Raw genomic sequence first — 22,135 nt, 5'->3', positions numbered from 1 at the left:
TTCTAAAACGCGTTTTTTATCCAGTTTAAGTTGGTAATTTCACCGTCTATTGTAACGACATCAAAGCGAATGGCACAATGGTTTACGTTAATATTCTGCTGTTGCAGGTAAAATAATGCCGCTTTTTTTACTTTACGCTGTTTAGCTGGACTGATACTGCTCGCTGCACCACCATGGCTTTTGTTGTTTCGGTAGCGCACCTCTACAAATACCAATGTTTCACCAGCCTGACAAATTAAGTCGATTTCGCCCAATTTACAGTTAAAATTTCGCTCAATAGTGGTTACCCCTTTTTTAGCTAAAAAGGTTTCGGCGGCTTTTTCGTAGCCTTGGCCAATAATGCGTTTATTGAGCAGGTTTTTTAAGTGCAAGGTTGATAACTCGGCCGTGATCAAATTTTGCCCATTTCAGGGTCCGCTCAATTTGTTGACTTGAACTAAGGCTTAATTCACCACTCATCCCCGCTAAATGATAATTTGGAAAAACCGTCATTTGCGCTAAATGAGGAATAAGCTGATAGGCATCAAAGCCAAATGCAAATAATCTGGATAGTTGATCATTGGTATTACGCCAAGCCAACTGCATTTGGTGGGCCAGCTTATTTCGGTTAGCACGGCCCGGTAAAATCCATGGCATATCGCTGAAAATAATTTGGTTTAAGTCGCGTAAATCAGCATTGTTGAGTTTACTGCTATAACTAAGCGAGCTGGCATAAATAGGTATAATAGGCGCAAAAGGTGAGGTATTTACATCGATATAAGGCTTTAGAATTCGAGTTTGAGTTGGATCGCCAATAATATAAATTGCATCAATATCACGTCGGTTTCTGGCATCAGACTCAAATTTTACCCCGCGGCCCAATAAAGTGCGCATCGTTTTTATGCGATCTTTGCTCTGTTGGGTTTCCATTAACTGGGTAACACTTGATTCCATTTCTTGGGTATTACTAAAAAACGATAACTCAATGTCGCTATCGTTTAATTCGCGATAAGTTTGGATAAAAGCGTCGCTCATGCGTTTTCCGTAACTATTGTTTGCAGCAAAAACAATCGGTTTTTGATAACCAAGCTCAAACATTTTATGCGCGGCTTGTTTAGCTTCCATTTCAGGGCTGAGCGTAAAACTAAAACTTTTAACCTGAGCGCTAGCCGTATTTTCGTCAGTGATTTGTTTCACTAAACTGTTATCTATATCAGGCTTAGCTTTGCTATTTAATGAATTTTCACTTGAATTTTGGCTTGAATCCGTTGTTGAATTAGCACTTGAATTTGATGCCAACGCTTGCTTTGTTGATAATGGCTGGTTGACGTCAATTTTATTTACGGTTGGCTGGGCAATTTCAATCTCGGTTAGCTCATTTAAATATAAAACGGGTGTTGTTAATTTAGCCTGCTGGAATTTTTTTATATTGTCTTTTAATAATGGGCCAATAATAAAATCAGTTTCTAAGGTTGTTAAACTGCTCCAGTCGAGCTTGTGGCTGTCTAAATAAGTAATGGTTGGTGAACGAGAAAGCTTTTGCTCAAAATAAGATGCACTAATGCCTTGCTGAATGGCTTGCCCTTGTTTTAAAAAAGGACCGCTGAGTGGCAAAATAACCGTAATGTGCTCTGGGGCGTAGGGTTTTTGCAATAAAGCTAATTGTAAACCTTTAGGTAGCTGCTGTGCAGCTGGATGCGATGGATATTGCGATTGCCACTGTTTAACTTTTAGCAACATATTGGCTGGCGAATCGGCATTTTGTTCGGTGATTTTCAGCAATTCAAGCCAGCCTGAAAACTCAGCTTGGTCTGGCTCTTGAAAAAAGTTAAAGGCTGCGGTTTCTAGATGAACTAAATCTTGCCAAATAAGATCGTTTTGCTGTTGAACTTGTTCGTCATCCGTTAACCATTTTTTTAATTCAATACGGCTTTTTGCACCCGCTAAATAATGCTGAGTGTTTGTTGCTGCACTGGCTTTGGCTTTTAATAGCCTTGCTTCAAATCCTTGAAATGTATTTAATGATTTTATTAAAGGATAAGCTTGGGTGTATTGCTCAAATTCAATATAAGCTTCGGCTTTAAATAGCAAATATTGCTGCTGAATAAACTCACTCATTAAGTTGGTATTTAATTCAGATAAAATACCTAGTGCTTTTGTTGGTGCTTGTTCATATAGATAAGCATCTGCGGCTCGTACATACCAAACAACGGTTTGTTCAATTGACTCAGCATTATTCGCCCGTTTGATATATTCATTGGCCGAGATTGTTTTAACCTGCTCAGCCGAAGGTTTAGTAATAGGCGTTTGCTTGCTGATTTTAGTTGGCGCAGTACCGCAACTTGCAAGTAATGCAAAGCAGCTTATTAAAACGCTTACGTGGTAAAATTTTGTATGTTTAATCATTCTTTCCCGAATAATAGTATTATCTGTATGCTAAGCCTAAGTTTTATTTAGCTTTGATCATACTTCTTGTTGAAAGATAACCAGACCCTAGTATATTACGCCCTGAAATCAAAATCAGTGAAATTATTATTTAAGCTGATCTCTTGAAAGCAATATTATTCTCCCGAGCTCAGATTATTTATCAAACTTAAGGGTATCTGTTATGACACCACCAGGCAAACTCTATGTGGTCGCCACGCCTATTGGTAATTTAGAAGACATTACGCAACGTGCTTTATCTACTTTACAACAAGTAGACTTTATTGCAGCAGAGGATACCCGAAATGCTTCACGATTATTGAACCACTTCTCAATAAAAAAGAAGTGCATTGCTTATCACGATCATAATGAAAACAGTCAAAGCGGCAAATTAATAGAGCAGCTGATAGCGGGGCAAAATATTGCACTGATTTCAGATGCGGGCACGCCCTTAATTAACGATCCCGGTTACCATTTGGTTAAACAATGCCGCGAACAAGGCATTAATGTTGTACCTATTCCTGGCGCTTGTGCCATTATAGCGGCATTATCAGCCGCGGGCGTGGCAACGGATCAGTTTTATTTTGGCGGCTTTGTACCAGCAAAGCAACAAGCTAGGTTAGCGGTTTTTAAAAAATTGACTGAGCAAACTTTTACCTCTGTTTATTATGAATCCACCCACCGAATTATCGCCAGTTTAACCGACTTGCAAACCAGCATGGGCGAACAACAGCAAATTGTTATTGGCCGAGAGCTCACCAAAACCTTTGAAACCTTTTTTGCTGGCACGGTTGCAAAAACGCTTGATTGGATTCAAGCGGACCGTAATCAGCAAAAAGGCGAATTTGTATTGATTATTGCAGGCGTTGAACAAAACAGCGAGATAGACCAAAAAAGCATGGCGTTATTAGCCAAACTAAAAGCTTACATGCCATTAAAAGCAGCGGCAGGTATTGTGTCAGAAACTTACGGCGTTAATAAAAAAGCACTATATCAGGCAGGAATTGAGCTGGATTAAATTAAATTGTTATTAAGTTAGTTCGATGGGCTTTACTTAGGCCAATTAAACATGCTTATAATTGTCTCGAGTTCGAACTCAAATTTTAAATAAGGAATAAAAATATGAAAAAATTAGTATTATCAGCTGTTTTAGCAACTGCTTCGTTTTCAGCTTTGGCGAATGGACCAGCAGGTTGTGGTTTAGGTACTCACGTAATTTTTAAAGATGCGAATGAATTTCATGAGCATGTTTTAGCAGCAACAACGAATGGTACTTCAGGTAACCAAACTTTTGGTATGACATCTGGTACTTTGGGTTGTGAAGCTGCAGATGGACCTTTGACTGAAGGTTTAGCTATGTTTTTAAATCAAAACCTTGAAACTTTAGCAGTAGACGTTGCTAAAGGTGAAGGCGAAACACTTGCTGCTTTATCTGACTTAATGGGTATTCAAGCTCAAGACAAAGCGACTTTCAACACAGCACTTAAAGCAAACTTCGATTCAGTATTTGCGAGTGAAGAAGTTACATCAACAACTGCTTATAACGGTATTGTTGGCGTAATGAGCAAACAAGCTAACTTAGTAAAATATTTAGGCTAATAAAAATTTAATGCGTTAGCGCTAAATTTAAAGCGAATACAAGGCGGATATTTCATCCGCCTTTTTTGTGTGGATGGATTTCTATTTATATGTTTAAGCTGTTTGTTTTTATTCTTCTTATTCAACCTTGTCTCTTAGTTGCAGCAGCCCAGCCTTTTGAACAATCAGCTGAAAAACTGACACAACTTTCAAAAACACTTTACTGGCGCCATTTACTGCATTATCACAAAGCCGGTTTAATTGCCGATTCAGGGAGTCAAATTGACGATAAACACTTTTTTATTGCAAAAAACGGTCAGCAAAATGCGCATGCTGAATTAGTGGCAACACTTAGTTTATTTTTATCTGACTCTCCCCAAGATCTTGAAAAGCAATGCCAATATCCAGCTCGTTTACATTGGCTTAAGCAGCAATTACCTGAATTAAATTTTAACACACCCAGCTGTCCAGAATACGAAAAATGGGTTTCAACATTAAACGCTGAGCAAGTTGTATTAGTATTTCCTGCCGCCTATTTAAATAGCCCATCATCCATGTATGGCCATACTTTATTTCGACTAAAAAAGAAAAATAACAATAATGCATTATTAGATTTTGCCGTAAATTATGCCGCAAATGCTGATCCGGATGATGATCAACTCACTTTTAGTTATAAAGGATTAACTGGCGGTTATCCGGGTGTGGTTTCTGTAATGCCGTATTATCAAAAAGTACAGGAATACAACTTTTTAGAAAGCAGAGATATATGGGAATACGAGCTAAATCTTAAGCAAGACGAAGTAAATCAATTTGTGCGCCATGTATGGGAAATGAAATCAACCTATATGGATTATTATTTTTTTACAGAAAATTGCTCTTATCAATTATTGAGTTTATTAGATGCGAGCTCTGAAGCATTAAATTTAACCAAAGATTTTAGATTTAGAGCGATTCCATCGGATACGGTTCGGGCTTTAGCTGAAGAAGGCTTAATTGAGCACGCTAAATTTAGAGAAAGCACATTAACGCAACTAGACAATATGCTAAAACAAATGGGTGATTCAGAAATTAATTTTGCTAAAAGTTTAGTTGACGAAGTAACCCCTAATTTTGAAAAGCTCAAAAACTATAATGAAACAGAGCAAGCTAAAATTTTAGACATCGCTTACCAATATAGTCGCTATTTATCGGCCAGAAAAAAATCAACACTCGCGCATTTAGGGGCAAGGTCAATTAAGTTATTGTCTTTGCGAAGTAAAAATAGTAATGCCTCGGTATTTAAGCCCGTTGAGCAACCAAAAGTACGAGATGATCAGGGCCATGCAACCCAAAGAGCCATGTTTGGCGTTGGAGTTGAAGAGCACAACCATTACTTAACATTAGGGTATCGAGCGGCCTATCATGAATTTTTAGATAAACCCCAAGGCTACCTGGCGGGCGCTCAACTTGAAATGTTTGATGCTGAACTAAGATGGTATCAATCACAGTCATTGCGGTTACAAAAAATTGATTTGTTGAACATTCGGTCATGGTCAGCGAGAAATGCGTTATTTACTCCCAAGTCATGGCAAATAAAGTTAGGTGTAGAGCGTATAGCTGGCTTTAATGATGAATTACTAGCTAAACTTCAAGGCGGAGCTGGCATTACTCAAGCAGTGGGCAATCACCGCTTCTCACTCTTTGCCAATGGTGAATTTTATTTAGGTTTAAATTCAGATCAGAAACTGGAAAATAGCCATTATTTAGCGGGTGGTCCACAGCTAAATTGGTTATGGCAAACTCAACGATTTACCTTGCTAACCAGCTATGAATATTTAATTGATGTGAGTGGTGAATCGTTACAACAGCAGCGCGCAGATGTCAGTTTGGCTTACCATTTATCTGAAAACTGGCAGGCGAGGTTTGCTACTAACTATTATTCGAGTAAACAACACTCGCAATTATCAGCATCGTTGAGTTTAATTCACTATTTTTAAATTAAGTTAAATTGACTAATTTTTGAATCCGTTTACAATCACTGCCGAAAAGATGGCTGGGCAATCGCTGCTTCATTTATGAAGGGGAGGAAAGTCCGGGCTCCATAGGGCAGAGTGCCAGATAACGTCTGGGCGGCGAAAGCCGACGACCAGTGCAGCAGAGAGTATACCGCCGATGGCTTTTAGCACAGGTAAGGGTGAAAGGGTGCGGTAAGAGCGCACCGCGCAGCTGGCAACAGTTTGTGGCATGGTAAACTCCACTCGGAGCAAGATCAAATAGGGTTCCTTTGGCGCGGCCCGCGTTGGAACCGGGTAGATTGCTTGAGCCTTGGTGCGAACCAAGGCCTAGACGAATGATTGCCGCTTAGTATTTAGCAATAAATGCCAAGTAACAGAACCCGGCTTACCGGCCGTCTTTTCACCTTTCCCAGCTCCAAATATATAAACGGCAAATTTAGCTTTATTGGAAAATATTAATTATTAATAAATGATAACGGACTAACAAGTATGAATTTTAAGCTACTGCCTTTGATTGGATTTATAGGTGGGTTTATTCAACCAGCTTTCGCAGCTGAAAATACAACCGACACACTTCATACAACCACACAAACAACCCCCATTTTATTTGCTGGCCTGACATATGGCGGCGACGATTTATATCAAGTGGAATATGTTGATGGCTCTGATACCGAGCTAAAAGCTGGTGGCATGCTTTCCCTTGGTGGCGGTATGTCATTTAATTTAAACAGCTACACTTTGCAAACCACTGCTGCTTATCATTTTGATAGTGCAACCGCTAAAAATGGTGATGTTAGTTTTTCACGTTGGGTATTTGAAGTATTGCCTTTTTACAACATTGATGAACACCATAGAGTGGGCTTAGGCTTAGGGTATCATACAGGCATTGAATTAGAATCAGATTTTGACATAGACAAAACACAAGTTGAATTTGATGCTACCACTGGAATCATTGCTGAATATGGTTATAGCTGGGCACGCAATACGTTAGCATTAAGGTATGTGTCGGTTAAGTATGATATTTCTGAATTAGATGGTATGAATGTGAGCTCTGCTAACGAGTCTGTATCAGGAAGTCATTTAGGCGCTTATTATTACTTTCATTTTTAAGCTTCCATACTTACGATTAAAAGCTATATAAAGATAAAAATCAGGCCAGCTTTAAAACAGGCCTGATAAAACTCGGGTTAGCTTTTTCGCAATTTCTGTTTCAGCATTAACGACATCCATATTGGCTTGGTTAGCTGTGATTAATACTTTGGTTTGATATTTTTGTCTATCTGATGTGGTTTGGCTGCTTTGAATAGCTTGTCCGCTTTCACCTTGATTTAATCTATGTTCTTCATCGGTAATGACCTGACCTGCATCTACTTTTTTGGCAATTTGTACATCGGTAATCGCGGTATAATAATCATCACTAATAGCTGCATCTGCTATGTATCCAACTAAAGCACCAATTGCTGCCGCTTTTACGTTGTCTCGCCCAGAGCCGCCACTGATATCCGAAATGGCAATGGCCGCACCAGCCGTTTCAATTGCACCTTTGTAATTACCTATGGCATCTTCAAATTCGTTTCCTTCTGGGCGGCCTACATACCTAACATTGGCTTGCAGCCAATAAGTTGCTTTGGTTGGGTCGTTTATAATTTGATAGCCGTTGTTGATGAGTCTATCTTTGATACCTTGCGTTAGATAAAAATTTTCGCTGTCTGAATTATTACGAACTTGCAGATAAATGGTCATTAAATCGGGTGCAACTGGGTCTAAAAAAATGGTTTGAGTCAGTCGGCTATTAATATCTAAATCTTGTTTTTTTGCAGCTGTAGTTAATGAGGTGCAGCCAGATGCTAAACTTAGGCAAATGGTGATGGTGAATAATTGCAAAATTCGAGCTGTCATTTTTTATTCCGTTTTAAATTGAAACCAGATTAAGCTTAGTATAACCAGATTTTCTGAATAGAAAATGAATGAAAAAGCGAATATTAACTTAATATTCGCTTTTGTACTTTCTGGTTGCTTAAGTAAGTGGCAGCTTAAGTAAATTGTTGCTTAGTTAAACCAATGTCGTGTTTTATTAGCAAAATAAACTAAAGATAACATCACGGGCACTTCAACGAGTACACCTACCACTGTGGCGAGCGCTGCGCCAGAGTGTAAACCAAATAATGAAATGGCTACCGCAACGGCTAATTCAAAAAAGTTAGATGTACCTATCATACAGGCTGGCGCTGCTATGTTATGCGGTAGCTTTAATTTTTTAGCGATTAAATAAGCAATTGCAAAAATGCCATAGGTTTGAATTAACAGTGGGATAGCAATTAATACAATCGCTTGAGGTTTAGCTAAAATAGTTTCTGCCTGAAAGCCAAACAACAAGGTAACGGTTGCGAGTAAACCTACAATAGACCAAGGTTTTAATCGGTTTATAAACTGATTTAATTGGGTGTGATCGTTCTTTTTGTCGAGCGTTTTACGAGTGATTGCACCGGCTATTAGCGGTAATAACACATATAAAACAACCGATAATAACAAGGTTTCCCAAGGCACTTGAATATCGCTTACCCCTAATAAGAAAGCGGTGATAGGCGCAAATGCAAAAATCATAATGACATCGTTAACCGATACTTGAACTAAGGTATAGTTAGCATCGCCTTTGGTTAGCTGGCTCCAAATAAACACCATCGCAGTACAAGGAGCAACCCCGAGTAAAATCATGCCTGCGATATATTCATTGGCGGTTTGCGGATCGACAAAATCGGCAAATACAAACTTAAAAAATAACCAGCCTAAAATAGCCATCGAGAAAGGTTTAATTAACCAGTTAATAATCAACGTTAAAAATAAACCTTTGGGCTTTTTGCCAACATCTTTTATTGCACCAAAATCGACTTGAATCATCATAGGGTAAATCATCAGCCAGATTAAAACAGCGATAATTAAATTAACGTGTGCGTATTCGTAACTGGCAATAACGGCAAAAAATTGCGGCACGGCAATGCCTAAGGCCACACCGGCAGCAATACATAAGCCAACCCAAACCGATAAATAACGTTCAAAAAATCCCATTGTATTATCCTTTAACCTTTAAATTGATCTTTGATTAACACGTTGACTGACTTGTTCAGCGGTTTCTACTCGTTCTGAGTAGCGATCCACTAAATAGTCCGCATTGTCACGGGTTAATAACGTAAAACGCATTAGTTCTTCCATTACATCTACAATGCGGTTGTAATAAGGCGAAGGCTTCATACGATCGTTATCGTCAAATTCAGCAAATGCTTTGGCGACAGATGATTGGTTTGGAATGGTGATCATACGCATCCAACGGCCTAACACGCGCATTTGATTAACCGCATTAAATGATTGAGAACCACCACACACTTGCATTACAGCAAGGGTTTTACCTTGGGTTGGGCGTACGCCACCTAAGTTTAACGGTACCCAATCTAACTGGCTTTTAAAAATACCAGTCATAGCGCCATGACGCTCAGGCGAACACCAAACCTGGCCTTCAGACCACATCATTAATTCACGTAGCTCTGCTACTTTTGGATGTGTAGGGTCAGTGGCATCCGGTAAAGGTAAATCTTGAGGATTAAATATTTTTGTTTCAGCGCCCATTCTTGTAAGTATTCGGGCTGCTTCTTCAACCGCTAAGCGTGAAAATGAACGTGGTCTGAGTGAGCCATATAACAATAAAATGCGAGGTTTATGGGTGCAAACTGACGGTTTAAATTGATCCGCTGTTGGAACTTTAAATTCTTGTTCTTGAATATTCGGTAAACTTAAATCATCTAAGGACATAATGTTTGCTCCTATTTACTACCTGTATGAATCGCACCCAGTTCAGTTAATTCAGCAATTAATGCTGGCTTATCATTTATATCAGCTTTAATGGCTGCCAGTTGTTCTACTCTTTGAGTGATTTGTTTAATCGTTTGTCGGAATGCATCTGCGATCTCTTCATCTGAACCCTCTAATTTAGAGGGATCAGCTAATCCCCAATGAATTTTTACGCTGTTACCAAACCATACGGGACAAGATTCACCGGCGGCTGAATCACACACTGTAACAACTATATCAGCATTAAAATCTTCAAATTCATCCCACGATTGGCTGGTTAAGCCAGCCGTGCTCATGCCTGCTTCTTGCAAATATTTAATTGAAAGCGGGTGAACTTCGCCAACGGGCTGGCTACCTGCGCTTTTTGCGGTTATTTTATCGCCGGCAACGTGATTGGTGATGGCCTCAGATAAAATACTGCGACAACGATTATGGGTGCATATATATAAAATTTTCATCATAGCTCACTTTTTATTAAGGTTGGCAGCTGTCTTGGCTGCGATTTAACGGTTGAATATGTGGATTGATATAGTCAGTACATTGCTCTGCAGTTTGTTTGATGATTTGCTTAGCCCAACTGGGTAGGGCTGGATTTATCTGGTAATAAACCCATTTGCCTCGGCGTTCATCAATTAAGATCTCGCATTTTCTTAGCTCTGCTAAATGGCGAGATATTTTAGGTTGGCTTAAATCTAATGCGGTTATTAAATCGCATACGCACAGTTCGTGGTTTAGCGATATTAATAGCAAAGATTTTAGCCGCGTATCTTCAGCTAAGCATTTATAAAAAGAAACAGGGTTTAATTGCATATTCATATATGTTTTTCCGTATGTGTTGGTTATTATATATATGAAATTCCATATGTAAAGTGTCGTGAGCGAGAAAGTACCGTTTTTTGAATTGGTCAGGGTAAAATTATACCTGCATCATTTTTGTTCAAAGCTTAAACGTAGCGCTTTAATTTTCGCAAAACGCTGCAAGCCCCCTTGTGAGCTTGGATTTTTCCTCCTGAAAAAACATTTAGCGCTTAATTACGGCGCTATTGACTTAGATGGCTGCTAATTGTTGAACTTTAAAAAGAATGATTTTGTTCTGCGAATAGGTACGGGAAGACATTTATGCTGGATAGCAGATACAAAAAAGCCTTCAAAATGAAGGCTTTTAAATATTTTAAACTTAGCCGTGTGGCTTAGTTAAATGGACGACGCTCGCGACGTGCATTTGAACCACGATCACCTCTTGGGGTTCTGCGGTCTGAACTAGCTGCCAATGATACTTCTTTTGAAGACGCAATTGATGGTGATGTTTTACGACCACGGATTGCAACTTGTTGAAGTTTTTGGAACAACGGCTTTGGCATACCTTTAGGTAAATCAACGTAAGCGTGTTGGTCAAATAATTTAATATGGCCAATATTGCTGCTGTCGATGTTAATTTCGTTTGCAACTGCGCCAACGATATCACCTGGGCCTACACCATGCTCACGTCCAACTTCAAAACGGAAAGTATCAAAATCACCTTCGTTTCTGCGTGGGGCTCGATCACCTCGAGCGCCTCGTTCTGCACGCTCACCACCACGACGACCGCCTCTGTCGTTTACTCTGTCATCACGACGACCACGGGTATTTTGACGGTCTCGGCCATTATTTCGGTCGCGACCATTATCTACAGGGTCATTTTTAGGGAATAATGGTTGTTTTAATTGTTGTTGGAACAATAAAGCAACTGCTAAATCTTCAGCAGACCATTCGTTACCTTGCATAAACTGAGCAACAACTTCACGGTAGTTGTCGAGTTCTTGGCTATCTAATGTTGCTTTCAATTGAGCTTGCATACGTTCCATGCGAACTTGGCCCAATTGTTTTGCATCTGGCATGTTGAACGTTTCAATTTTGCCATCTGTTGCACGTTCTAAACGGAACAAACTGCGCATTTCACGGCCATTAGCAAAAAGAATCGCTTCACCACTACGACCGGCACGGCCTGTACGACCAATTCTATGCACATAAGATTCAGCATCAGTTGGTAAATCGTAGTTTATAACATGGCTGATTCTTGGAACATCAAGACCACGTGCTACAACGTCTGTTGCAATTAAAATAGACACTTTACCATTTTTAAGTTGGTCAACAATACGCTCACGATCGCCTTGGTTCATATCACCATTTAGCGCAGCTGCGGGATGGCCTTTACTTAATAAATGTTCAGCTAAAATTAGGGTATCGTTACGAGTACGCACAAAAACAATCATTGCATCGTAATCTAAGGTTTCAGCTAAACGCTCTAAACCTGTGGTTTTACCAATACGGTTTACACGCCAAGCTCTTTGGCTAATGTTAGCGTTATTGGCTTTAACCGATGCAATTTTTACATGCACTGGCGATTTTAAAAATTGTTGGGTTACTTTGCGAATTGCCGGTGGCATAGTCGCAGAGAAAAACGCCATTTGGGTTTCGCTAGGTACGTGTTTTAGAATCCACTCAATGTCTTCTAAAAAGCCCATGTTTAACATTTCATCGGCTTCATCTAGTACACAAGCTTTTAAGTTAGAAAGCTTTAAACGACCTTTATCAATATGATCCATTAAACGACCCGGCGTACCAACAACAACTTGTGGACCAGCGCGTAAATCGCGGATTTGAGGTGTATAAGATTGGCCACCATAAACAGTCGCTACTTTCATACCTTTAATTTGTTTTGCAAAGTCAGCTAAAGCATCTGCAACCTGAATGGCTAATTCACGAGTAGGACAAACTACTAACATTTGTGTTTCGCGCACGTTAGCGTCTAGCTTGGCTAATAAAGGTAAACCAAAAGCCGCAGTTTTACCTGTACCTGTTTGAGCTTCACCTAAAATATCATTACCTTCCAATAATGCAGGAATAGATTGGGCTTGAATTGGAGTAGGTTGAGTGAAGCCCATATTTTCGATGGCTTGTAAAATTGGTGCAGGTAAACCCAGTTCATTAAAAAGAACTGTAGACTCATTATTTTGCATATATATTCTCTATCAGTAGGTGCTTATAACACCAAATTATGATTGAGGTAAACGCGTAAGAAGACATCCCTTGAAAGATCTCAATATAGAGAATCGACTCTTAGTCTTCACATGTGGTTGTATGTTTGAGTTCGCACTGCGAACATTTTTAATAATCAAACTACTGTGGAAATTCAGGTTTTGTTTAGACGCAGAATAACCAGTTACACGGGCAGCGTTACTACCTCGACGAACCAGCGCGACTTTTACTTTGCTCATGTGCAGGCAGCTACTTGCTGTGCTTCATGGATGGGCAGGTATATCTGCCGTATGGAAAAGCCATTGGCTGGGAGTGCGCACTATACAGAATTAATATTGCTTTGCAAGTTTAGTTGGTGAAAAAGTGAACTAATCAGTATTTTAAATAAAAGCGGGTAAAATTGCTTCAAGTTAAATTTAATTTTTGTTGATATGTAATCTAAAACGTTAAAACGATGTTGAAATTTTTAGCTAGGGCATTATCACAGCAATACTATCTCCTTCTAACGACATCCTTAATGAAAGTGAGACTCGTAAGGAGGCTTATGTTTACGGCGTTATTCATGATTTGAGTATCCTGAATTGATTAATGTCTGCTTGGTAGTAAAACCCAGCAGATTCGAGTTTATTTAACAATAACTGTTGATTAATTTCATAATGGTTGCAAAGACTAGCTAAGCCGATATTTTCATTTCTGAGCTTCATATTGACGATTGACAACAATAAATGCGGATCCATTTTTGCGAAATTTGTTAAATACATGCACTGATCTCCTGTGATTTATGAGTTGACTTTCCCGACTTTATTTTTGACCAAATTTTCTCATGAAAATAAAAAGCGACTGTATTTATTGCTGGTTCAACCATAGCGACAGCGCCACCAACAATAATATCGCCAGTTAAAAACCAAGCGACAGCAAAAGCAACGGTAAAATGCATAATGGCAAAAGTAATTGTTTTAATCATAACAACCTCCGAATAGACAATATGGTAATGATAGTCATTATCATTAAAATTGAAAGCCATTGTTTTCGATAGAGGTTATCGGCAAAGTCGTTTAATAGATGGCGGGCTTGATATGTTTAACTTGTCTCTAGGGGTAAAGGATGGCTTACGTTGACAAATTGAGCCATTGTTTCTGCTAGCGCTTTGAACTCAATAGGTTTGGTTAAAAACGCATTCATGCCCGCATCAAAGCAAGCTTTTTTATCGTTTTCCATTACATTGGCAGTTAACGCAATAATTGGCGTATTGGTATAATTGTCTAAACGCTTAATTTGTGTTGTTGCTTCTATTCCCCCCATCACAGGCATTTGCATATCCATAAATATAAGGTCATATTGATTTTCCCGACATTTCTCGACTCCCACTTTCCCGTTGAGGGCCAAATCAATATCAACAATATTCATCTCATTTAACAAGGCTGCTAAAATGGTCTGGTTTATCTCGTTATCTTCAATAATGATGACTTTTAGAGTTGGATTGAAACTAAGTTTTGTTGGCTTATTTAAGTTGGTAGCAACTTTAGTTGGGGTATTTGAGGTAGGCAGCACTAGACTAAAATAAAAGCAAGTGCCTTTGTTTACTTCACTTTTTACTTTTAGCGAGGAGCCCATCGCATCAAGTAACCTCGAAGAAATGGTTAAACCTAATCCGGTTCCGCCAAAACGCCTAGTAATAGATGAATCAGCTTGAGAAAAGGCTTCAAACAGGCTTGTTATATTTTCCGGTGCTATACCCATACCTGTGTCTATAACCGAAAATTCGATTTTTACTGCGTTATCATAATTTTCTACTATCTTGATATTTAGCTCAACATAGCCTTCGATAGTGAATTTAACCGCATTGCTTAGCAAGTTTAATAATACTTGTTTTAAACGGGTTTCATCACCCTCTATTTGAGTTAAAGGTGAGGGCAGTTTATCGGGTATGATGAGCTGAATGTTTGCACTGTGAGCTTGGGTGATAAACATTTGTTCAAGTTCAAAACAAAGTTGTTCTAAATTAAATTCGATAGATTCTAATTCAATTTTGCCTGATTCAATTTTACTTAAATCTAAGATATCGTTAAGGATAACCAGCAAGCTTTTTCCTGATGAATTCACGACTTCCAGCATTTTCTTTTGTTTTGTATTTAGCTCTGTTGCACTGAGCAAACGTACCATTCCTAGTATGCCGTTCATGGGCGTTCTGATCTCATGACTCATATTGGCTAAAAAATCAGATTTTATTTTAGTGGTTTGTTCGGCTTCTTTTTTGGCTTCTAACAGGTTTTCACTAAGGGTTCTAAATTGGTTGGCTGCGCCAGCTAAAATGCCAATTTCATCGCTGCGGTGAATGTCTGATATTTTTGCCGATAAATCGCCGCGTAAGAATGCTTCAAAAGAATTTGTTAAGCGCTTGATAGCTTGAATAATATGCATATGGAAAAACATCGCAAAAATAATGAAGAGCACCAACGCGATCACGATCGATATTTTAATAATTTGCTTGGCTGATTCAACATTGCTACTACCTTGAACTTTGATCTGTTGCAATAGATCAAGTGAGGCTTGTCTTAGTTGGTTTGCTAATGTCGTAAACTCTACCGCATCCCCTGCCATTACAACATTAACTAATGTTAAGTAGTTTCGATTAGCTTGAACACTTTTTGAAAATGTTGAATTATGCTCAGATGTTAAATTTACCAATTGCTCTAACGATATTTGGTGTTTTTGTGTAAATGATAATGGAATGGTGTTTATTTGAGCTTTTATTTTTGCGTGAGTTTCCGCTACTTTTCGCCGCTGTGCATATTCTTTTTTAGTTAGAAAAAGTCTAGCACTGCGATTCATCTGGTACCAATTGGTCATTAAATTAGACAAAACCAGTTTGGTATCGTTTGAATCAGTTTGCGTATATAAGGTTTGTATCAGCGCTTCAGCACTCTCAAACAACTTAGGCAAATCAATATCTATTAATGTCGTTTTAATTTCATAACGCTGCGTCAGCACTTGCAAATTTTCACCATATCGAGCGACTAAAATTTGCATCGAGTTAATTAAACGCAGTAACTCACTATGTTTTGTTTGCTGTTTAACTTGAACCAGACGTTGTTTAATGCTTTGGTAATTGTTTTCTATTTTACTGAATATATTTGAGTTGCCGGACTGGCCATAAACAGAAATGTCTCGTTGTAACTCGACAATATCTTTGTTTATTTCTAGGATAGAGACAGAGCTGCTGGATATGTTTAAGATATTATGGACTGAATTATCGATTTCATTAATTCGATAATTTAAAATTGAATACACAACCAGAAGCGCAACAATAAAAAGCGATAAAACAGAAAGTACCTTTAGCGCAATTGAGTGGGCCATCTAAGCAAGTATCCTCTACTTGGTGGTTAAGATATTTATGCGTTTAGCAGTTCAAACCAGCGATCTAAGCTGTAGTCGTAGTTGTCCATCACTGTGTTCCATACTGCAATATTTGAGAAGCGTTTTGTATAACTGCCACCATCTCTGATTTGTCCGGGGATAACCGAAATTTTTCCGTCTGTGCCTTTTAATTCAGATGATGCGGCTTTGCCTTCATACCAATAATCCCATTCAGCCTTACTCATTAAAGGTCTGCTTCGCTGTGGATTGGAAATATAATAACCTTGGCGAGCTATAAATGCGCCTGGATATCCTGAAAGCCACCAGTTCATATATTCATAGGCAGCGTCTTTGGCCAGACCTTGTGCTTTTGAAGACAAGCACATGACGCCATGCCATGCGCGGTAACCTTCTTTGGGCGCTGCGTAAACGATAGGTAAACCTTTGCCTCGACACGCACTCACCCCAGGCGAAAACATACTTTGAATATGCACCCGGTTGCTCGTCATAAAGTCAACAGATTGAGGTACTGATGTCCAAAAGCCAGCAAAATGACCAGCTTGTTTTTTCTGCAGTAAGATGTCAAATAACTGGTCAATCTCAGCAATTGACATATTGCCAATATCTTTGAATTTCATCAAGCCTTGAGCTTGCGCAGCTAAAGCTGCATCAAATATCCCAATAGTTGGTGCATTAATTAACGCAACACGGCCTTTGTTTGCATCATCTAATAACCAACCCCAAGATTCAGTTTTGTAGGCTTCGCCTTGAGCTATATAGTTGGTATTGTAGCCAAATGAATCGACATTATGTACATAGGGCATGAAACTGATTTTGTTAGTAGGTTTGGAGCCTAGTGAACCATCACTCTGAGCGTACAAAATCTTGTTTGGTGAATCACCAGCTCCAATTTTAGCTTCGGGTGTTAGTTTGCCTGTTTTAGTCAGCGAGTTAATTTCATCCCAGTATGTTAATCGTTCAATTTCAATTGGCTGAATTGCGCCCGCTTGCCATAAAACATTGATTGAATCAGACCACTGCTCGTACAAATCAAAAGATTCAGGATCGGAAGCGGCTTTTTGCAAAACAGCTGCACTGCCCATTGGTCTAAAAACCAAATTAATGCCTAGTTCCTGCATTGCTTTTTGTTTGAGCTCCTCTTGCAAGGTGACATGAGTGCCTAGTACTCTGAGCGTGATGCGTTTTTTTGCAAATACATAAGGCGCTTTCACGGCAAGAGCTGTTGTGGCAGCGCCGACCGTTAGGGAATTTAGAAACTGGCGTCTGTTTTGTTTAAAAGTCATATAGGGTATCGATGATTTAGCGCTATTATTTGTTAAAAGTATAGTTAAGCTCAAAGTATAGGCAATTTATATATCAATTATTTTCACTCACCAAAACTTAAATAATGATTATTTTAAAGCTGTTAGCAAAGTGCGATACTTTATACAGTAAGCTGATTACAACAATTTAATATTTTATTTGAAAGGGATAATATGAATTCAGACGCCTTAATTTCTGAGTGGACACTTTTACAAAACCAATTCGATAGTTACGAAAAATACTCATTGGTTATAAAATTAACCAGCCTGATTATTTTTAGTGGTGCCTATATGGTGAATCAAATAGGCTGGGTATTATTGGTTTTGTTGGCGGCTATTTGGTTGCAAGATGCGATTTGGAAAACTTTTCAGTCTCGCATAGACATTAGATTGTTATTGGTTGAAACGTGGATAACGGAAAACGATTATAGCCAAGCTTGCCAATTTAATCGTCAATTTGCACAAGCTAGGCTATCGGGTTTTGCATTAATAAAAGAATATATAAAACAGGCGATTCGACCAACTACCGCATTTTTGCATGCGATATTGTGTAGTTTAACGCTCGTTTTAAGTTTGTTTTAATAAGCCAATTTTCTTTTTAAGTGGCACGGGTACAGTTATTTACTGGCTGGGTGAACTGATCATAACCGATTTAATATTAACAAACTCGGTAATACCAAACCCACCATGTTCTCGACCGTAGCCACTTGATTTTACCCCGCCAAATGGCAAGCTAGGTTGTGCTAGGCCATATCCATTAATATTGACCATACCCGTATCAAATTCTTCGATTGCCATTTGCACTGCTTTGTCTTCGTCTTTTGAAAATATGCCTCCGCCTAGGCCGTATCTTGAATCATTGGCAACTTTTATCGCTTCTTCGTTATCTTTAACTTTAATAAAGGCTGCGACAGGTCCAAACAATTCATCATCGTATGCGGGCATCCCAGGTTTTACATTTTCAAGTATTGATGGGGTATAATAAAATCCTTTCATATCAGGTACTTCACAACCTAGCAGCGCGGTGGCACCTTTATCAATTGATTCTTTAACTTGTTCGTGCAATTTATCACGTAAGTCTTCTCTGGCCATTGGCCCTAAGTCTGTTTCATCTTCATTAGGGTTGCCCATTTTGGTTTCTTTAAGCTGTTTTACAAACGCTTCTTTAAACTCATCGTATTTTGCTTCAGTTATGACAAATCTTTTTGCTGATACACAAGTTTCGCCATTGTTGATCATTCTGGCTGTTACACAGGCTTTTACCGTGGTTTCAATATCTGCATCATCCAGCACAATAAATGCATCGTTACTGCCTAGCTCTAATACCGTTTTCTTTGCGTAACTGCCTGCTATCTCGGCAATTTTTTTACCAACGCTCTCACTGCCAGTGAAAGTAACGCCTCTAATTTTTTCATGAGCGATTAGTTTGCTGGCGATAGTGGCCTCGGTTAATAATGATTGATACACATATTTTGGAAACCCTGCTTCTTCATACATATTTTGTATTTTAACAGCCATCCCAAATACGTTAGGAGCATGTTTAAGAACGGTTGTATTACCAGCCATAATATTGCTAATACTGTATCTAATAACCTGATATAACGGAAAATTCCAAGGTTGAATACCTAAAATAACCCCAATAGGTTGATAAGAAATAATGGCTTTTCCACCGTCTACTTCTCTTACTTCGCTTTCGAGTGCTTTAATGGCTTCGGTGGCCGTGTATTCACAAATTGCAGCACACATTTCAACTTCTTGCTCACCCTGATTTTTTGGTTTACCCATTTCTTTGGTCATTAGCGCGGCAAGTTCTTGCTTATTTTCACGTATTAATTTAGCTAAATTTAATACAAGCTCAGCGCGTTTTTCTGTCGAAGCTTTTTTCCACGATAAAAACGCTTCGTGTGCTTTATCGACCGCTTGATTAGCCTCATCAAGGCTTAATAATTGAAATTCTTCGAGTACTTGCTCAGTACTTGGATTGATTGTTTTGGTTGTCTTAGTCATTGTTTTTCCTTCCTTATTAGCATTGGGACAATGTTATTTGTATAAGGTGCAAAAGTCTTACCAATGTGTAAGAAAGTTCAATAATTGAAATTTTTATAGAAATAAACTACAGAAGCCATTTTTTATGCGGTTTCAGTAGGGGTTTTAGTGGGCAAGATACTGATTTTAAAGTGCATAACATAAACAAGCGTTACTATTGTTGATGTTAATGTTTTTGAGAGAAAATAATGAGTGATAAAAGTATGGCCGTAAGTAAGGAATATTTTCATTCGGCTTTGCATATTTTTCACTCACTTTTAATTTTTAAATTAAATTTAAGGTTAAACAATCTTATTCATTTTGATTAGAATAAGTAATACGGTTTATATACCAGCATTTTTTACCTTCAGGTGTGTGGACTATGGCTTCATCATCAACCTGTTTTCCAAGTAACGCGCGTGACATTGGAGAATCAATAGAGCTATAGTCTTTACGGCCATATATTTCATCCGGGCCAACTATTCTAAATTTGAGAATCTCTCCCGTTTCATTTTCTAGTTCGACCCAAGCACCAAAATACACTTTGCCAGATTGTTGGGGGTTAAAATCTACAATTTTTAACACTTCCAGTCGCTTTCTTAGGTATCTGACTCGCCTGTCTATTTCTCTTAATTTAGCCTTATTATATTTATAGTCAGCATTTTCTGAGCGGTCTCCTAAACTGGCAGCCCAAGCTACTTTTTGAGTGATTTCTGGGCGTTCTTTACGCCATAAATGATCTAGCTCTTGCTGTAGTTGTTCAAAGCCCTCACGGGTAATTAAATTGGTTTTCATTTCATCTCTAATTGTTGTTAATCGAAAGCCAAGACAATGGTTTTAGTTAGTAGCTTTGATAATCTTCCATTGCTAAAAACTGATTAATACCTTGTATTTTATCTTGTGCATGATGATTTACATAAATCACAGTGGTGGTGCCACTGGTACAAATTTTTTCAATCAGCGCCAAAACCCGTTGGCGGTTAATTTCGTCTAAACCAATACAAGGCTCATCTAAAATAAGCAGTGGAGGGTGCTTTACCATAGAGCGAGCAATTAATAAAAGTCGCTGATCGCCAAAAGATAACTGATTAAATGGCGTATCTTGCTTGTCGGATAAAGCTAACAATTCAAGCCAGAGTTTAGCAATTTTTTGTTGGTTGCGGGTTGGTTGATTATATAAGCCGATGCTGTCATAAAAACCAGATATAATGGTATTTAACGCACTAATACTCACTCGATAATTTAAATGAAATTGATTAGATATAAAGCCAATATGCTGTTTAATTTGCCAAATACTTTCACCGCTACCTCGCTGAAAACCAAATAGCCAAATATCGTTTTGATAACATTGTGGGTTATCTCCGGTGATTAAATTAAGCAAGCAGGTTTTACCTGAGCCATTTTTACCCGTGAGTTGCCAATGTTGATTAGGCATAATTTGCCAGTTTAGCTTATCAAAAATAACTTTTTCGTCGTAAACCACTTTTGCTTGGGTTAATTTAACTAACGCTTGTTTGGGGTTAATACTGTATGAAACAGGCGCATCAGCCGGTGGAATGGTTAATGTTGCAGTTTGTAAATGCAATAATTGCATCAATTGCTCGTAAGCTGCTTGGTTTGATTTGGCAAAGCTAAACTCTATTTGCCCTGCTTTTAAATAAGCATAATGAGTTATAAAGTCGGGTATTTCATCCACTCGGTTTAAAATAAAAACCATGCTTATTTTGCCGCTCAACTCTGTTAACGTTTGTTGTAATTGCTGAGCTGATTTGGCGTCTAGGCCGTCAAAAGGTTCATCTAATACCATTAAATCTGGACAATTAATAAAAGCTTTAATTAATAGAAGTTTGCGAGTTTCACCTGTTGAGAGATCTCTAAATTTGCGTTTTAGCAGAGGCGAAAACTCAAAATCTTGAGTCAGTTTATCGGCTAAGTCCAAATCTAACGGCTGATTTGCATTTGGCTCAAATAAGATTGTTTCAACTTGGGTGCCCTCTGCAATGACATCTAAAATATCAGCATCGTCTTTTTTAAGCTCCGCTTCAATTAAAGCCTGTTGCTGCTCAAAAGAAATACAAGCTAATTGTTTAGTATGCCTGGTTAGCTCCCCAGAAATAATCTCAGCTTGACCTAAAATAATCTGGCTGAGGGCTGATTTGCCAGAGCTATTGCCGCCTAACAAAACCCAGTGTTGATTTTGCTCAATTTGCCAATTTAGATCAGACATCAAATAATCTTGATAAACTTGCGCACAAACTTGGTTTAGTGAAATCAAATGGTTAGACATAAATACAGATAGCTTAAAAATAAATAAAGTTTACCTGATGCAAGTTGTAAGCGCTATAATTGTTATAAAGCAAAGCCATTTGAACGTGTATCATAAAAACAAAATCCGCTCCCTGTTTAAAATCAATAGAACAATATTCTTCTGCCTGAACGTGACTTATATAAAAGAACACCTATCTTAAAAAATATTTTGGTTGTGAAAGGTATTGTAGTGGCTAAGTTATTCTGCGACTACAGCTGTTATGTTGTTCAACAATGGCGTGTTCAGCAGCTTGAGTATTGTTATCTGGTTGGGGTTTGATAAACTTG

Annotated in this window: 20 protein-coding genes and 1 other RNA gene; 6 read left to right on the top strand and 15 right to left on the bottom strand. The window is 38.5% G+C overall.

The features are described from left to right. Positions 1–2: 2 nt before the first annotated feature. Together OLW01_RS13270 and OLW01_RS13265 are read right to left on the bottom strand one after the other, a co-directional pair. On the bottom strand, positions 3–371 hold the full coding sequence (locus OLW01_RS13270; RefSeq protein WP_268074395.1) for a YraN family protein: 369 nt from the start codon (positions 369–371) through the stop codon (positions 3–5). Beyond that, a complete protein-coding gene (locus OLW01_RS13265; RefSeq protein WP_268074394.1) occupies positions 346–2,385 on the bottom strand; it encodes a penicillin-binding protein activator in 2,040 nt (679 codons plus the stop codon). Before OLW01_RS13265 ends, OLW01_RS13270 begins: the two co-directional genes overlap by 26 nt. A gap of 202 nt (positions 2,386–2,587) precedes the next feature. Between OLW01_RS13265 and rsmI the strand changes: the two genes are divergently transcribed. The 5 genes from rsmI (at position 2,588) to OLW01_RS13240 (ending at position 7,085) form a co-directional block, all read left to right on the top strand. Continuing rightward, positions 2,588–3,421 (top strand): 16S rRNA (cytidine(1402)-2'-O)-methyltransferase, encoded by an 834-nt coding sequence (rsmI, locus tag OLW01_RS13260; RefSeq protein WP_268074393.1) that lies wholly within the window; start codon positions 2,588–2,590, stop codon positions 3,419–3,421. A gap of 104 nt (positions 3,422–3,525) precedes the next feature. Further along, positions 3,526–4,002, top strand: a complete 477-nt coding sequence (locus OLW01_RS13255) for a DUF3015 family protein (protein WP_268074392.1) — start codon at positions 3,526–3,528, stop codon at positions 4,000–4,002. Positions 4,003–4,091: 89 nt separating this feature from the next. Continuing rightward, a complete protein-coding gene (locus tag OLW01_RS13250) occupies positions 4,092–5,957 on the top strand; it encodes an Lnb N-terminal periplasmic domain-containing protein (protein ID WP_268074391.1) in 1,866 nt (621 codons plus the stop codon). 48 nt (positions 5,958–6,005) lie between these two features. Further along, an RNA gene (rnpB, locus tag OLW01_RS13245) (RNase P RNA component class A) lies at positions 6,006–6,379 on the top strand. Between the two features lie 85 nt (positions 6,380–6,464). Next, positions 6,465–7,085: a hypothetical protein gene (locus tag OLW01_RS13240; RefSeq protein WP_268074390.1), complete on the top strand. Its 621-nt coding sequence runs from the start codon at positions 6,465–6,467 to the stop codon at positions 7,083–7,085. Positions 7,086–7,136: 51 nt separating this feature from the next. On the opposite strand, the gene OLW01_RS13235 is transcribed toward OLW01_RS13240, so the two are convergent. The 10 genes from OLW01_RS13235 to OLW01_RS13190 form a co-directional block, all read right to left on the bottom strand. After that, positions 7,137–7,874 (bottom strand): complement resistance protein TraT, encoded by a 738-nt coding sequence (locus OLW01_RS13235; RefSeq protein ID WP_268074389.1) that lies wholly within the window; start codon positions 7,872–7,874, stop codon positions 7,137–7,139. Between the two features lie 150 nt (positions 7,875–8,024). Continuing rightward, positions 8,025–9,041, bottom strand: coding sequence for an ACR3 family arsenite efflux transporter (arsB, locus tag OLW01_RS13230; RefSeq protein ID WP_268074388.1), 1,017 nt, complete (start codon positions 9,039–9,041; stop codon positions 8,025–8,027). Between the two features lie 18 nt (positions 9,042–9,059). Continuing rightward, positions 9,060–9,779, bottom strand: a complete 720-nt coding sequence (arsH, locus tag OLW01_RS13225) for an arsenical resistance protein ArsH (RefSeq protein ID WP_268074387.1) — start codon at positions 9,777–9,779, stop codon at positions 9,060–9,062. An 11-nt stretch (positions 9,780–9,790) separates the two neighbouring features. Beyond that, positions 9,791–10,276: an arsenate reductase ArsC gene (locus OLW01_RS13220; protein ID WP_268076237.1), complete on the bottom strand. Its 486-nt coding sequence runs from the start codon at positions 10,274–10,276 to the stop codon at positions 9,791–9,793. Between the two features lie 16 nt (positions 10,277–10,292). Next, positions 10,293–10,634 (bottom strand): metalloregulator ArsR/SmtB family transcription factor, encoded by a 342-nt coding sequence (locus tag OLW01_RS13215; protein WP_268074386.1) that lies wholly within the window; start codon positions 10,632–10,634, stop codon positions 10,293–10,295. Between the two features lie 374 nt (positions 10,635–11,008). Then, positions 11,009–12,817, bottom strand: coding sequence for a DEAD/DEAH box helicase (locus tag OLW01_RS13210; protein ID WP_268074385.1), 1,809 nt, complete (start codon positions 12,815–12,817; stop codon positions 11,009–11,011). A gap of 579 nt (positions 12,818–13,396) precedes the next feature. Continuing rightward, on the bottom strand, positions 13,397–13,597 hold the full coding sequence (locus OLW01_RS13205) for a DUF4250 domain-containing protein (RefSeq protein ID WP_268074384.1): 201 nt from the start codon (positions 13,595–13,597) through the stop codon (positions 13,397–13,399). Then, a complete protein-coding gene (locus tag OLW01_RS13200) occupies positions 13,588–13,800 on the bottom strand; it encodes a DUF2061 domain-containing protein (RefSeq protein ID WP_268074383.1) in 213 nt (70 codons plus the stop codon). Before OLW01_RS13200 ends, OLW01_RS13205 begins: the two co-directional genes overlap by 10 nt. A gap of 116 nt (positions 13,801–13,916) precedes the next feature. Continuing rightward, complete coding sequence (locus OLW01_RS13195; RefSeq protein ID WP_268074382.1) at positions 13,917–16,193, bottom strand: response regulator; 2,277 nt, start codon at positions 16,191–16,193, stop codon at positions 13,917–13,919. Positions 16,194–16,228: 35 nt separating this feature from the next. After that, positions 16,229–17,497: an ABC transporter substrate-binding protein gene (locus tag OLW01_RS13190; protein WP_268074381.1), complete on the bottom strand. Its 1,269-nt coding sequence runs from the start codon at positions 17,495–17,497 to the stop codon at positions 16,229–16,231. A gap of 192 nt (positions 17,498–17,689) precedes the next feature. Here OLW01_RS13190 and OLW01_RS13185 point away from each other — a divergent pair, with 192 nt between their 5' ends. Further along, positions 17,690–18,097, top strand: coding sequence for a hypothetical protein (locus OLW01_RS13185; RefSeq protein WP_268074380.1), 408 nt, complete (start codon positions 17,690–17,692; stop codon positions 18,095–18,097). 39 nt (positions 18,098–18,136) lie between these two features. Here OLW01_RS13185 and OLW01_RS13180 read toward each other — a convergent pair whose 3' ends face one another. The 3 genes from OLW01_RS13180 to modF form a co-directional block, all read right to left on the bottom strand. After that, positions 18,137–19,522 carry an NAD-dependent succinate-semialdehyde dehydrogenase gene (locus OLW01_RS13180; protein WP_268074379.1) on the bottom strand — a complete coding sequence of 462 codons (1,386 nt, stop codon included), beginning with the start codon at positions 19,520–19,522 and terminating at the stop codon, positions 18,137–18,139. Positions 19,523–19,852: 330 nt separating this feature from the next. Continuing rightward, positions 19,853–20,335 carry a transcription elongation factor GreB gene (gene greB, locus OLW01_RS13175; RefSeq protein WP_268074378.1) on the bottom strand — a complete coding sequence of 161 codons (483 nt, stop codon included), beginning with the start codon at positions 20,333–20,335 and terminating at the stop codon, positions 19,853–19,855. A 46-nt stretch (positions 20,336–20,381) separates the two neighbouring features. Further along, positions 20,382–21,827: a molybdate ABC transporter ATP-binding protein ModF gene (gene modF, locus OLW01_RS13170; RefSeq protein WP_268074377.1), complete on the bottom strand. Its 1,446-nt coding sequence runs from the start codon at positions 21,825–21,827 to the stop codon at positions 20,382–20,384. Positions 21,828–22,135 lie beyond the last annotated feature (308 nt).

The sequence above is a fragment of the Catenovulum adriaticum genome (assembly GCF_026725475.1).
GTDB classification, from domain to species: Bacteria; Pseudomonadota; Gammaproteobacteria; order Enterobacterales; family Alteromonadaceae; genus Catenovulum; species Catenovulum adriaticum.
Note: the sequence above shows the minus strand (reverse complement) of the source record. Positions and strands in the feature narration are given on the sequence as shown.

What these genes read in the sequence shown, in the direction of transcription:
- OLW01_RS13195 (WP_268074382.1), bottom strand. Translation starts at nt 16,193, where the DNA reads ATGGCCCACTCAATTGCGCTAAAGGTACTTTCTGTTTTATCGCTTTTT.
- modF (WP_268074377.1), bottom strand. Translation starts at nt 21,827, where the DNA reads ATGTCTAACCATTTGATTTCACTAAACCAAGTTTGTGCGCAAGTTTAT.
- OLW01_RS13215 (WP_268074386.1), bottom strand. Translation starts at nt 10,634, where the DNA reads ATGAATATGCAATTAAACCCTGTTTCTTTTTATAAATGCTTAGCTGAA.
- OLW01_RS13180 (WP_268074379.1), bottom strand. Translation starts at nt 19,522, where the DNA reads ATGACTAAGACAACCAAAACAATCAATCCAAGTACTGAGCAAGTACTC.
- OLW01_RS13255 (WP_268074392.1), top strand. Translation starts at nt 3,526, where the DNA reads ATGAAAAAATTAGTATTATCAGCTGTTTTAGCAACTGCTTCGTTTTCA.
- OLW01_RS13200 (WP_268074383.1), bottom strand. Translation starts at nt 13,800, where the DNA reads ATGATTAAAACAATTACTTTTGCCATTATGCATTTTACCGTTGCTTTT.
- OLW01_RS13185 (WP_268074380.1), top strand. Translation starts at nt 17,690, where the DNA reads ATGAATTCAGACGCCTTAATTTCTGAGTGGACACTTTTACAAAACCAA.
- OLW01_RS13265 (WP_268074394.1), bottom strand. Translation starts at nt 2,385, where the DNA reads ATGATTAAACATACAAAATTTTACCACGTAAGCGTTTTAATAAGCTGC.
- arsH (WP_268074387.1), bottom strand. Translation starts at nt 9,779, where the DNA reads ATGTCCTTAGATGATTTAAGTTTACCGAATATTCAAGAACAAGAATTT.
- OLW01_RS13250 (WP_268074391.1), top strand. Translation starts at nt 4,092, where the DNA reads ATGTTTAAGCTGTTTGTTTTTATTCTTCTTATTCAACCTTGTCTCTTA.
- arsB (WP_268074388.1), bottom strand. Translation starts at nt 9,041, where the DNA reads ATGGGATTTTTTGAACGTTATTTATCGGTTTGGGTTGGCTTATGTATT.
- OLW01_RS13205 (WP_268074384.1), bottom strand. Translation starts at nt 13,597, where the DNA reads ATGTATTTAACAAATTTCGCAAAAATGGATCCGCATTTATTGTTGTCA.
- OLW01_RS13235 (WP_268074389.1), bottom strand. Translation starts at nt 7,874, where the DNA reads ATGACAGCTCGAATTTTGCAATTATTCACCATCACCATTTGCCTAAGT.
- OLW01_RS13220 (WP_268076237.1), bottom strand. Translation starts at nt 10,276, where the DNA reads ATGAAAATTTTATATATATGCACCCATAATCGTTGTCGCAGTATTTTA.
- OLW01_RS13210 (WP_268074385.1), bottom strand. Translation starts at nt 12,817, where the DNA reads ATGCAAAATAATGAGTCTACAGTTCTTTTTAATGAACTGGGTTTACCT.
- OLW01_RS13190 (WP_268074381.1), bottom strand. Translation starts at nt 17,497, where the DNA reads ATGACTTTTAAACAAAACAGACGCCAGTTTCTAAATTCCCTAACGGTC.
- greB (WP_268074378.1), bottom strand. Translation starts at nt 20,335, where the DNA reads ATGAAAACCAATTTAATTACCCGTGAGGGCTTTGAACAACTACAGCAA.
- rsmI (WP_268074393.1), top strand. Translation starts at nt 2,588, where the DNA reads ATGACACCACCAGGCAAACTCTATGTGGTCGCCACGCCTATTGGTAAT.
- OLW01_RS13240 (WP_268074390.1), top strand. Translation starts at nt 6,465, where the DNA reads ATGAATTTTAAGCTACTGCCTTTGATTGGATTTATAGGTGGGTTTATT.